The organism is Plebeiibacterium marinum (assembly GCF_026013615.1).
GTDB lineage: Bacteria > Bacteroidota > Bacteroidia > Bacteroidales > Marinilabiliaceae > Saccharicrinis > Saccharicrinis marinus_A.
The window spans coordinates 17,321-30,928 of sequence record NZ_JAPDPI010000038.1 but is presented as its reverse complement, the minus strand read 5'-3'; the positions used below and the strand labels follow the sequence as shown (position 1 = coordinate 30,928).

At 34.9% G+C, this 13,608-nt stretch carries 7 protein-coding genes; all 7 read left to right on the top strand.

Annotated features, from left to right (window positions below):
* Complete coding sequence (locus OM074_RS15925; RefSeq protein WP_301201229.1) at positions 1 to 1,608, top strand: T9SS type A sorting domain-containing protein; 1,608 nt, start codon at positions 1 to 3, stop codon at positions 1,606 to 1,608.
* 122 nt (positions 1,609 to 1,730) lie between these two features.
* Positions 1,731 to 2,804: an alpha/beta hydrolase family protein gene (locus OM074_RS15920; RefSeq protein WP_301201227.1), complete on the top strand. Its 1,074-nt coding sequence runs from the start codon at positions 1,731 to 1,733 to the stop codon at positions 2,802 to 2,804.
* A gap of 160 nt (positions 2,805 to 2,964) precedes the next feature.
* The gene (locus OM074_RS15915; protein WP_301201225.1) at positions 2,965 to 6,636 is read left to right on the top strand and encodes a hybrid sensor histidine kinase/response regulator transcription factor; all 3,672 of its coding nucleotides are present in this window, start codon (positions 2,965 to 2,967) and stop codon (positions 6,634 to 6,636) included.
* Between the two features lie 579 nt (positions 6,637 to 7,215).
* Positions 7,216 to 8,070, top strand: coding sequence for a carboxypeptidase-like regulatory domain-containing protein (locus OM074_RS15910; protein ID WP_301201223.1), 855 nt, complete (start codon positions 7,216 to 7,218; stop codon positions 8,068 to 8,070).
* Positions 7,988 to 10,213 (top strand): SusC/RagA family TonB-linked outer membrane protein, encoded by a 2,226-nt coding sequence (locus OM074_RS15905; RefSeq protein WP_301201221.1) that lies wholly within the window; start codon positions 7,988 to 7,990, stop codon positions 10,211 to 10,213. Before OM074_RS15910 ends, OM074_RS15905 begins: the two co-directional genes overlap by 83 nt.
* Before the next feature lie 12 nt (positions 10,214 to 10,225).
* Positions 10,226 to 11,896: a RagB/SusD family nutrient uptake outer membrane protein gene (locus OM074_RS15900; protein ID WP_301201219.1), complete on the top strand. Its 1,671-nt coding sequence runs from the start codon at positions 10,226 to 10,228 to the stop codon at positions 11,894 to 11,896.
* 169 nt (positions 11,897 to 12,065) lie between these two features.
* Positions 12,066 to 13,508, top strand: a complete 1,443-nt coding sequence (locus OM074_RS15895; RefSeq protein WP_301201217.1) for a glycoside hydrolase family 28 protein — start codon at positions 12,066 to 12,068, stop codon at positions 13,506 to 13,508.
* Positions 13,509 to 13,608: the final 100 nt, after the last annotated feature.

Genomic DNA, 13,608 nt, shown 5'->3' with positions numbered 1-13,608 from the left:
ATGACACGATTATTTACATTCTTGTTATTGGGTACTATGATGCTGTTGGTGCCGGAATTTAAAATGTATGCTGCCGACAAAAAGGTGGGTTCAGTAGACTATTACAATTATGCTGAAGGTGGCGAGAAACCAGCAACTCCGTCTTCAACAACTCAAAAGTTTTATAACAGTGAAGGGGTGCTTAGTTTTGAATTAACTTCATCGGGACTAACAACCTATGCCTACAACGAATCCGGGCTTTTATCAGAAGCTGTATCTTATTACTCAAGTTATGATTTAAACCAATGGGTGTTTTCATCAAAAACAAGTTATGAGTATGATGCTTCAAATCAAATTGTTCGCCAAAACTCTTTAAACGAGGCGGGTGAAATAACCGGATATACATCATTTGAAAATTATATAAACGGTAAATATCAGGATCGCAAAAGCATGTCGGCTGATGGTTCTACTGTTTATTACTGGCAACAATTCGAGTACACTTTTAATGCCGGGGTACTTGAAACTACGATTCAAAAATATAAGCCAAGTGCAGAAGATGATGCTGTTATTTTGGGTAAAATAGAATATGTTTATACAAATGATTTGCTTGAAAGTGAAGCGTTTTCGCCAGTGGTGGATGGAAACTATGATAATACCGCTCAAGGTGCATATGTGATAACCTATGATTATGATGCAGAGGGCAACCTAACATCAGATACCAATAGCTCAATTAGCCGATGGGGTAATTATGTAGCTGTAAATGATTACAATTATCATGATTACAGTGCAGATTACTTACCTCTTAATATTGCAGCACAGGTTATTTCCGGAGAGGGTATTGCTCCCAATACGGTTCAGTTAACATGGGATGCCTCTACTTCGGGCGATGTTACAGGTTATATGGTAATTGTAGATAATTTGGTTGAAGGTATTGTTACGGAAACAACTTACACTACTTCAGCGTTAACAAATGGTAATCATATGTTTGGTGTAGTAGCTGTTGTAAATGGAAAAACAAGTACGGCTACTGATTTAGTTACGTTAAACGTTGCTGATGCTGGGGTAATTCCTGCTACAAACTTATCTGTTGTATCTATTAGTGATCCAGATGAATCAGGAGCTTATCCTGTAGAATTATCCTGGGATGCTCCTGTATCAGATTCTGAAATTACAAGCTATAGGGTTTATTATTCTCAATATAGTTATACTGAATTTACAGAAACAAGTGGAATAGTTAATATACCAAGCTGGTATGCTGTTGGTCAGGATGAATTTGGTGATGAAATAGGTCTTGATGTTAATTTATATGTGGTTACCATATACACAACAGGTATTGCCGATCCTTCAAACTCCGTTACTGTAAATGCTGTGGATGGTACTTATACTGCAATTGATGATTTTGAAGTGAATACATCGGTTGTAACCATGTACCCAAATCCGGCAAGCAGCTATGTTAATTTTACAGAACCTGTTATGGTTAAAATTTATACCTTATCCGGTAGTGTAGCTGCTGTATATAATAGCTATGTGGAAAGCGTAAATATAGAAGAATTAACCAATGGAATTTATATTGTGGAGACTACTACTATAACAGGTGGTAAAACTCAAACAAAACTAATGGTAAAATAATAATCTGAATTCTAAAATTTTAATCCAACTCAGGTTAATAATTCCGCATAAATCAAAGCGCCATCTCTCAACTATAACAATAGAAAAGAGGTGGCGTTTTTTTATGTATCAAGTCAAAATACATGAAGAATTTATTGATACTACTAACGATAATTGGATCGTTATATAACGTAAAAGGACAAACCATAATTTCTGATTCAATAGTGTGTGTGTCAGACTCACTTTGTTTGAAAGGTACTTTGAGTTATCCGGAGTCCGGAAAAAAACTACCTGCGGTAATAATTATTTCAGGTACCGGCAAACAAGACCGGGATGGTTCCTTTGCCGAACACAAACCTTTTTTTGAAATAGCCCAATGTTTGAATAATGCAGGTTTTGCCGTACTAAGAATGGATGACCGCGGTGTGGGCGAAAGCGAAGGTGTTTATGAAGATGCTACAACAATGGATTTTGTTTCTGATGTAAAAGCCGAAATTGAGTTACTTAAAAAGCATCCTAATATTGATAAAGATAAAATAGGATTGATCGGTCATAGTGAAGGGGGAGCAGTAGCTTTTATACTAGCATCCTCAAATAAAGACGTGAAATTTATGGTTTCATTGGCAGGTTTGGCTGTTGATGGATACACAAGCCTGATATTACAGAACAGGGCCATTCTTGAAAATAGTAAGTATGTAAAACCACAAGATGTGGATTTATATATGAACTTGTATACATGCATGTTTAAAGCAGTAAAAAATACACCACTCGAAAAGGATATAGAACCTGTATTGGATAGTGTTTTTACTATTTGGAAGACTGAACAATCTGAAGAGAATTTAATTGCCATGCATATGAATGATGGTAGAGATCAGGGATTTTTATACAGGTATAAGAACATTGCTAAAAAGGCATGGTACCGACAAATGATTCGCTATAATCCTGAAGAATTTATTTCAAATATCAAAATTCCGGTGTTGGCACTTAATGGGGATAAAGATATTATGGTAACACCTGAAGAAAACCTGAATAATATTGAAAGGTTGCTTAAAAAGGCAAATAACAAAAACTTTAAAACAGTCCTTTTGCCAGATCACAACCATATGTTTCAACATTGTGAAGAGTGCTCTCAGGCAGAAATCCCTAACCTGCCAGAGGCAATTTCCGGTGAAACATTAGATGCAATGTCAGCGTGGCTTAGGAGAAATGTAAATTAAATACAGGTTACTTATATTAATGGCAAAGCATGATCCTGTTTGTCTATAGTTGATCTTTAATTTTGTAGGCAGAACTTTTAATTTTGAAATAAAAATATATCAATTAAATTGCACATCAAGTAGTTTGGTTATGGTATGTTTGGTTCAAAGGCTAAGTTGTATGAAGTGGAGATTGCTATTTTTGATAGTTTTTTTGATTGGAAAACAAGTAAAACTGTCCTCTCAGGATCTGTTTTTTGAAAAAGTCAGTGGAATCCCCAATTCACCCAACACCGAAATTCACGGAATTGTAAAGGACTCTATCGGGTACATATGGTTTGGAACATATGACGGACTATACCGGTATAACGGAAACAGTTTTGTACACTATAAACACTTCGAAAAAGGTTCATCTTCCATCCCCAACAGCTGTATAAGAAATGTTATTGTTGATAACGAGAAACAATTATGGGTACTCACTTATGATAATGAAATTTCCAAATATAGTTACAATGATGATGAGTTTTATAATACCCCGGATTCAAAAGTCGATACTACAATTGTTAACCGTTTAAAAAGCAATTCAACAAGGCTCTATAGTAATATTTCTATTAATGGATATCGTTTTTCTATTAATAATAACAGGTTAGTTTCATATAATACCGTATTAGATCAGGAGTATATTTATTTTGCAGACCATTGGCAGCAGGGCAACTTAAAAGATGAGTTTGTTAGCTGCTATTATATCGATGATCAAAATATTATATGGATTGGGACAAAGAGTGGTGCAATTTATAAAGCCAATACCAGCCGTAAGCAATTCTTGCTCAGTTATGTATATGATGGGGGAGATGAGCATAAGCAAGCCAGGCCGATTCGTGCAATCATCAAGTATCAGGGCCAACTATGGATGGGTACGGAATTAGGTGGGATTGTTCTTTATGAAAATGGTAAGCCCGTAAAAAAACACCCGTTTTTTTCTTCAGGTTTTGATAATGATAATGTTCGTTGTTATTATGAAGATATTTATGGTAAGTTATGGATAGGAAGTAAACAGGGAATTGTTGTTTATGATCCAGTAATCAATAAGTGTACAACTATCTTAAAGAAATCAGACTTCCCTGATTCTTTTAGAAAATATGTATATGCTATTGCAGAATCAAAGGATAAAGAATTTTTATGGGCATCTGTTCACAACCAGCTGCTTAGGGTAAATGTTAAAACAGGAAAATATCAGGTTTTTCGTTTTGAGAAGGAGATAGGATCCAGCTATATAATGGATGTGCTTGAAGATGAGATGGGTAATGTTTGGATTGCTACCGAGGGTAAGGGGATATTAAGAATTGGTTTCAGTAATACATATCACATTCGCGATATTAGCCAGATAAGAAAACCATTGTTCAATGAAAAGTTTAAGGAGTATACGGGAAATATGGCCTATTCGTTATACAACGACAAATGTGGTCATATCTGGATTGGAACAACAGAGGGTGTAAGTTGTATCAACATCAACTCGATGAAAGTGGATAGTGCATCCTATAATATCAATGGCTTAACAAATAAATACGTAACTGCTTTATCTGGCGATAACGATGGAAACCTATGGGTTATTCATAAAAATGGTATTATGAAAGTAGATCCGGTTCGCAGGTATACAGAAAATACTGTGATAGAAAGCGAAGGTGTGTACTGGGCTTTTTTAAAACAATCAATATATAACGATACAGCCGAAAACTGTATTTATGTTGGAGCCAGGGAAGGTGTAGTGAGATTTATTCCACACATAATAAAGCAAAGTCCTTATAAGCCAAAAGTATTGCTGTCAGGCTTGCTGGTCAGGTCAAATATAGTTGGAACAGAGGATAAAGTGGATGGAGATTTATTGTTGGGTAAAACTTTGTTAAAAAAGGATAGCTTACGTTTGGATTTTAATATGAGGAGTTTTTCCTTGGCGTTGGATGCCATTGATTATCAATCGTCGGGCAAAGGAAGTTATTATTTGTATAAGCTGGAAGGATTTCATGATGGTTGGATTAAATCAATAAATAGTGTGATCACTTTTACAAAGGTTCCTTCAGGTACATACAGTTTTAAAGCCAGGTTATTTACCGAAGATGGGCTTAAATCGGATGAGGTTAATCTTGCAATACATGTTAAAAAGCCTTGGTACTCAACCATATGGGCTTTAATTGTATGGTTTGTTATATTTTCTTCAATAGTATATTTTATTACAAGGTTTTTTGTTTCTCGTCAACAGCTTAAAAACCAGCTGGTATTGGAGCGAATTAATATTGAAAAAATGGAGGAACTTAATAAAGAGAAAATTGATTTTTTTACCAATGTTTCTCATGAATTAAGAACTCCTTTAACATTAATTGCTGATCCGGTTAAGCAACTTGAAAAAGGTAATCTGAGTGAGTCAAAGAAAAGCCTGTACCTGGGTATTATCAGTAGAAATGTTGATTATTTAAGAAAGCTGATAAACCAGATCCTGGATTTCAGGAAGTCGGAAGCAGGCATGATGTCTCCAAAATATTCAATATGTGATGCCTATGCAATTATCAATGGCTGTGTTCAATCCTTTCATAACAATACAGCCCAACGAAATATCTCATTAAATCTGGAAGCAAACCAAAATAAAATCATTGGTTATTTTGATAAAGAAAAGCTAAACCAGATTATTCTGAACTTATTATCCAATGCATTTAAATATACACCCAATGGTGGAGTTATAACAATTATAGTAGATAATGATACTGATGCTAATGTGTTGCATATGTGCATTAAAGATAGTGGCATTGGAATAGATAAGCATTCGTTGGAAAAAATATTCCAACCATTTAACAATGAAGGAACCAATCCCTTTTATGGAAATTCTACCGGAATAGGTTTGCCTCTTACCAAAAACCTGATAGATATAATGGGGGGAAGCATATTTGTAGAAAGCCAGCGGAAGAAAGGGACGAAGGTTACCGTAAAGCTCCCATACAAAAAAGTTAGTGAATTGATGTTTGCAGAGCCGGAAGAGAAAGGAAATGTTGTTGAGGATAAGCTTTTTGATTTTGAGACTAAAATTGAAGATGAAAAATTAACACTGCTGATTGTTGAGGATAATAGGGATGTTCAGGATTATTTAGCAGCCGAATTAGGCGAAAAGTATGATTTATTACAGGCATTTAACGGAAGTGATGGTAAAAATATAGCCATGGTAAATATCCCGGATATCATAATATCAGATGTGATGATGCATGAAATGGATGGCGTTGAAATGTGCCGCTTTTTAAAAAATGATGAAAATACCTGTCATATACCTATTGTAATGCTAACGGCTAAAATATCGGAGGATAACAAGGTAGAAGGCCTGCAAAGTGGCGCTGATGCATATATTACCAAACCATTTAATATAGACGTTTTAAAAGCCCAGGTTGACAGTATTTTAGAAAACAGGAAACGGTTACAGCAGAAGTTAGGGTTAAAGAAGCATATTAACGATATTGCCAAAGATATAAATACAATAGATAACGAATTTATAGAAAAGGTAGTTGGCATCATAAAAAGAAATATTGATGTTGTTGGCTTTAATTCTGAGATTGTAGCCAACCAGCTTAAAATCAGTCAACGCCAATTGTATCGGAAACTTAAAGCTATTACCGGAAGCACTGCCCACGATTTTATTGTACGTGTAAAAATGGATAAAGCAGCTGAAATGTTATTAACTACCGATATGAAAGTAGCTGAAATTGCCTATTCTTTAGGTTATACAGAGCCCACAAATTTTTCCCGCACTTTTGACAAGCATTTTGGTTGCCGGCCAACAAAGTATGTACAAATTCATGAAAGAAAATCCGAATAATATCCGGTTTTTATAATATGTCTGCACTAAACAGACTGTGTGAAAACAGATAAATATTTTGAGGAACTATCAAATTAAAAGCATATTGCGATGGGTTTAATAGGTAACCTGGAGCTATATATTAAAAAATTAATTTATAATTTATTTTAATTTCATTCAATATAAACGGTCTTTTATTGAAGAAATCTCGAAGAAACCTTGAAGGAACCTTGAAGAAACCCTGTTTCCATTTACCTCTCAGTATACTGCCATTTCTGTTAAAAATTCGCTTGGAGTAAATCGTTTTACAGGGATAAATCAAGTATTGACAAATACGATCATGTTTTGCCAATAAAAGAAAATTAAAACTTTCAGGATGTGATATTTTTATCAGGTTAAGTGTGTTATGTGATTGAAAATTAAGAAGAAAGGGGTTGTGTTGTTGTATTGTCAAGATGTGATTTCATTTGTCAATGCACGACCTTTTACCTGTAATAATTAAGGATTTAATTTGTTGTATGACATTTTAAAAGCAAAGCAGAAAAAAGTATTCAATAAGTAAAATTGAATATGATTATTACAAATTAAATCTAAAAATTTATGAAGCAATTATTATTAAAGTGTTGCATTCTTGTTTCATTAATGTTTGTGGGGCAAATAATAAATGCCCAGGAAAAAAACATTTCTGGAAGAGTGCATGATTCAAGTGGTAGTCCTTTACCAGGAGTAAATGTACTGATAAAAGACACAAGTAACGGAACACAAACCGATCTGGATGGAAATTTTATTATTAAAGCAAAGCAGGGTGATGTTTTACAGTTTTCATTCATAGGAATGACAACAAAAGAGATTATCATAGGTGCACAGTCAAGTTATAATGTTGAATTATCTGATGATCTGGAAGAGTTAGGCGAAGTTGTGGTAGTAGGATATGGAACCCAGAAAAAGATTGATGTTACAGGTGCTGTATCCAGAGCAAACTTAAAAGCTTTTGAGGATGCTCCTAATCCTAACATTGTTCAAAGTTTACAAGGTGCCATACCGGGATTGAATATTGGCCAGGTAAATAGTGCAGGTAGTACGCCAAGCATCTCAATCAGGGGACAAACTTCGTTGGGTGGAAATACAAGCGTTTTAATTGTGGTTGACGGAGTGATGTATACAGGTTCTCTTAACTCATTAAATCCTGATGATATTGAATCAGTAGATGTTTTAAAAGATGCGAGTTCTACAGCAATTTATGGAGCTCAGGGTGCTAATGGTGTATTATTAATAACAACCAAAAAAGGGAAGAAAAATAAAGCTCCTCGAATTTCTTTAACAACAACCTATACTACTCAAACACCAACGCGAAAAGTCAGGCCTTTGGATCGTGAAGGTTATATACAAAAAAATCAGAGATTTATACTGGTCAGAAGCATATGTCGGACCAGATTATACGCAGGCAAATCCTGATTTTGATCCAAAGGATTACTTAAATGTTGCTGTATTGGATGATAATGGGGAAATTTTAGATAATGACTTTGATTGGTGGGATGCTGCAACAAAAAATGGTTCAATAAAAGAATATAAGCTTAGTATATCTGGTGGTTCCGAAAATACTACTTATTTACTTTCTGCAGGATATACAGATCAATCGGGTTATATTATTAATGACCTATGCAAGAGACAAAACTTTAGAGCAAATATTGATGTTGATTTAAAGGATTGGTGGACCGTTGGAACTCAGTCGTTTGCAACGTTTACTGACTATAGTGGTAAAGAGCCTACACAAAGTGGTATTATACGTCACTCTCCATTATTAACTCCTTATGATAAAGATGGTGAGCTAATACCTTATCCAACAAAAACAGTAATGGCTAACCCTTTTATGACATATCATACAGATGATTATCAAACTTCAAATTACCTATCAGGAAATTTTTATTCAGATATGAAAATTCCTTTTATTGAAGGGCTGACTTATAGATTAAACTTTGGAAATAATTTGAGATGGGATAAGCATTATTATTCTAGCGAATATGGAGCAGGAGAAACAGGATCTGCATATAAAAACCATACTTCTCGTTATGAATATACTCTTGATAATATTTTAACATATAAAAGGTTATTTGCAGACAAACATGATTTAACAGTTACATTATTATATGGAGCAACTGAAAGAGAATCAGAGTCTACAAATGCAAGTGGACAAGGGTATACAAGCTTAACTTTAAGTTATAACAGCCTGGAACAAGCAACAATTCAGTCTGTTTCTTCAGATGGATGGGATGAGGCATTAAACTATCAGATGGGAAGAGTTAATTATAAGTTCAATGATAAATACCTATTTACAGCAACTGTGAGGAGAGATGGCTACTCAGGATTTGCTGAGAATGAAAAGTGGGGTGTATTTCCTTCTGCTTCATTGGCATGGGTTGTAACAAATGAAAAATTTTTTAATTCAAGCATAATTGAATTTTTAAAGTTAAGAGGAGGATATGGATCTATCGGTAATTTAACAAGTAGATATTTTTCATTGGCGACAATGAACAGGTATGATGCCTATTTATTTGGAGATGGTGGTACAACTGAGTTTGGACAATATGTTAGTACTTTAGCAAATAGTAATTTGCAGTGGGAATCGACAGATGGAATCAACTTAGGTATGGATTTTAGGTTGTTTGGTGGAAAGATTATGGGTAATGCAGAATACTATAATACAGAAACCAAAAATCAACTATTTAAAAGATCTGTACCATCAATTACAGGTGTTACTTCTATTAATGTGAATTTAGGGAACATCAGAAATAAAGGTTTTGAGTTTTCATTGACATCAAGAAATGTTGAATTGCAAGATTTCCTATGGACATCAACATTAAGCTTTTCTACTAACAGAAATGAAATAGTTACCTTAACTGGTCTGGATGAAGATGGGGATGGAAAAGAAGATGATATTATTGCTGATGATTTATTTATTGGTGAGTCAATTGGTGCAATTTATGGTTATGAGGCAGGAGATATTTACCAGATTGATGATGAAATTCCTGAAGGTTATTATCCGGGAACCCGTAGGGTTATAGATCAAAATGGAGATGGAGAAATTACAATCGACGATAAGGTTATTTTAGGAAGATCAGAACCTGCATACAGAGCCGGTTTATTGAATAGTGTAACCTATAAAAATTTTAGTTTGAGTTTCTTTTTAAATACGGTACAAGGAGGAAAAGATGGTTATTTGAAAGTTAATGAACCTAACACAGGGGGAGCGCTTAATGAAAATTCTATTTTATTGAACTGCCTTGATGATGCAGATTTCTGGGGGCCATCAAATCCGGATGGTGAAAATCCAAGATATATGACAAATCCTAAGGTTTCAGCAAATAAATTGCACAGCAGAAATTTTATAAGACTACAGGATGTTAGTCTGGCTTATAATGTGCCTCAAAATATTTTAGATAAAGTTGGTATAAGTGCAGCAAAAATTTTCTTAAGCGGTAAAAACCTTGCAACATGGACAAAATGGAGAGGTTGGGATCCTGAAACAGGACATGGATTATCAGATAGTGGTCGTCCTGTATTGAAAGGGTATTCAATGGGATTAAATGTAACGTTTTAAAAAGGAAAGAAGATGAGATTTAGATATATTTTTATATTGTTAATAGCAGGTTGTTTGCAATCATGCAACGATGAATTCCTGCAAGAAGAACCGGTAGATTTTATTGCCGCGGAGAATGCGTTTGTAACTTATGATGATTTTAACCTTTCTATAAACAACTTATATAATAAAGTACGAAAGGAGTTTTATAGCAAGGATCAGAATTATCCATTGGACTATTTATACGGAACTGATTTGGTTTATGATGGTCAGGCAAGTGAAAGAAGATGGACTCCATATACCAATGCGATGCGCCCGTCCGGAGGTCAGAAAAAGTCACAGGTACATTGGCAGGACTTATATAAAATTATTGCAGAAGCAAATACTGTTATATCAAGATTAGAAAATGTTAATCTGGGAGAGGAACAGGAAACAAAACTGGAGGCAAAAGCCAGATTTTTTAGAGCTTTTACATATAGAACGTTAGCTTATCTTTATGGAGGTGTGCCTCTAAGTTTGGAAGAAGTAAAAGAGCCAAAGTATGATTTTACCAGAGCTTCAAAAAAAGATGTGCTGGAACAATGTATCAAAGATGCGGAGTTTGCTGTAAATCATCTGGATGGAATTACTGAAGTTAAAGATGGTGAAATAAGTACATTAGCAGCATCTCATTTATTAGCAGAAATTTACTTAGCTAATGATGAACCAAAAAAAGCTATAATTGAAGCTACTAAAGTTATTGATGATCCTAATACAGCTTTAATGCAAAACAGGTTTGGTAGTCGTTCAAGTGAAACTCCGGGAGATGTTTATTGGGACTTGTACAGGATGAATAACCAAAACAGAGCTACAGGAAATACTGAAGGTATTTGGGTTATTCAATTCGAGACTGATGTTGAAGGTGGAGGAACATCCTCCAGCAAACAAGGTGGATGTTATTTAGAGCGACATCACGCACCTTTTATGCGAAATGTAAGAGTAGATGGAGCCAGTCCGTTTTTATGGCCGGTAAGTGATTATACCGGAGGCCGTGGAATTGGTTGGGCTATTTCTACAACCTATTTTAGTAATACGATATGGGAAAGTGACTTTGATAATGATATTAGAAATGCAAATCATAATTTTGTTAGAGTATATACTTATAACAATCCAAAGTATCCTGAATTTTATGGTGAAACGTTATCTACCATGAATCCTCCTGAAGGTATAACAATACCAAGTCGGGATATTTATGCATATCAATCAAAGGTAACAACACCAGGCAATCATCCTGATGGTTTATATGAGGATTTTGAAACCGGGAAATTAAAAAGTTCTGCAGGTTCAACATATACGGATCAGTATATGTTTAGATTAGCAGAAACTTATTTGTTGAGAGCTGAGGCCTATTTAAAAGATAATCAGGCTGGTTTAGCTGCAGCTGATATTAATGTAATCAGAAACAGGGCAAATGCAACTCCGGTTGATGCTGCTGATGTTGATATGGATTATATTTTAGATGAAAGAATGAGAGAGCTAGGCGTTGAGGAGAAAAGAAGGTTAACTCTACAAAGGTTAGGGTTATTATATGATAGAGTTACCCGGTGTAATTCATATTACGAAAATATTGCAGAGTATCATAACTTATGGCCAATACCATATAGTGAAATTGAGCGAAACACCGGTGCCGTGTTAGAGCAAAATCCGGGTTATGAGAATTACTGATTTATCACTCCTTATTTAAAAATAGATTTACTCTGAGGTGCCTGCCTTTGATGTGTTGTTAATTCCGGCAGGCATCTTTTATTTATTCAAAAAATACTGATGTTAGTGTAAGGCTTGTTGTTGTTTTATAACCTCGCTAAATTGAAGACTATAAATCATATTTATAATCATGTATATAAGACATATTATTATACTCGTATTTTTAATTTTTACCCTGTGGATAGGTGGATGCTCATATTCTGATTCTAAAGAACAAACCAAACCTATGGATTCATGGCAAAAAGCAAATGAAATCCTAAAAGATATTAAAGCACCTGTTTTTCCGGATAAAACATTTCATGTTTCAGATTTTGGGGCAATTGCTGATGGTATATCAGATTGTAGCAAAGCATTTAAAAATGCAATTGATGCATGTCATAACTCAGGTGGTGGGCGTGTTGTTGTTTCAGAAGGCGATTATTTAACCGGACCAATCTACTTAAAAAGCAACGTTAACCTTCATTTGGCTAAAGGTGCAAGAATAATGTTTTCTACTAATCCAAATGATTATTTACCTGTTGTGCATACACGATGGGAAGGTGTGGAGTTGATGAATTATTCTCCACTGGTTTATGCGTACAAAGAAAAAAATATCGCCATTACCGGAGAAGGCATTTTAGATGGTCAGGCATCAAAAGAAAATTGGTGGGCATGGCATGGCCGTACAAAAAATGGATGGAAAGAAGGTGATCCAAATCAATTTGACCCGGAAAACAGACCTGCTCTATTTGAAATGTGCAAAAAGGGAGTTCCAGTCTCTGAAAGAGTTTTTGGAGAGGGACATTATCTCCGTCCTCAGTTTTTACAACCCTATTTATGTGAAAATGTTTTGCTACAGGGCTTTACTATAAAAAACTCACCCATGTGGATCTTACATCCGGTGTTATGTAATAATGTAATAATAAAAGGTGTAAACGTGGATAGTCGAGGACCAAACACTGATGGTTGTGATCCAGAAAGTTGTAAGAATGTATTGATTGACAACTGTACCTTTAATACGGGCGATGACTGTATTGCTTTAAAGTCGGGCAGAAATGAAGATGGTCATCGAATTGATAAACCAATAGAAAATGTGATTGTTCGCAATTGCAAAATGAAGGATGGACATGGCGGATTTGTTGTAGGGAGTGAGATTTCAGCCGGGGCAAAAAATATTTTTGTGGAGGATTGTAATATGGATAGCCCTCACCTGACAAGAGCTATACGTATCAAAACAAATTCGGCCAGAGGTGGAGTTATTGAAAAAGTTTATATGCGAAATCTTGAAGTTGGAAAGGTTTCTGAGTCTCTGTTGAAAATTAATCTGTTTTATGAAGATGGTGAAGGGCATGAGCATACACCCCAGGTAAAGGATATATGGCTTGAAAATGTGACTTGTAAAAGTCTGCGATTCCCTCTTTTCTTATTAGGATATGAAGATTCTAAGATATCGGGTATTAAACTAAAAAATATTGTAATAGAAAATGCAAAAGAGGCTAGCATCATCCGAAATGTAAGTGATATAACTATGGAAGATATTAAGATTCAAACTTCGAGAGAAGTGAATCTTTGGGGAACAGTAAATGAAAAATAGAGCTAATAGACATTAGATCGTTAGATAAAAGACTTTAGTGGTATGGTGCGGAGAGCTAAGGGCAAAGTGCAGGAAAGAGCGTAGAGGCAACGAAAATTAC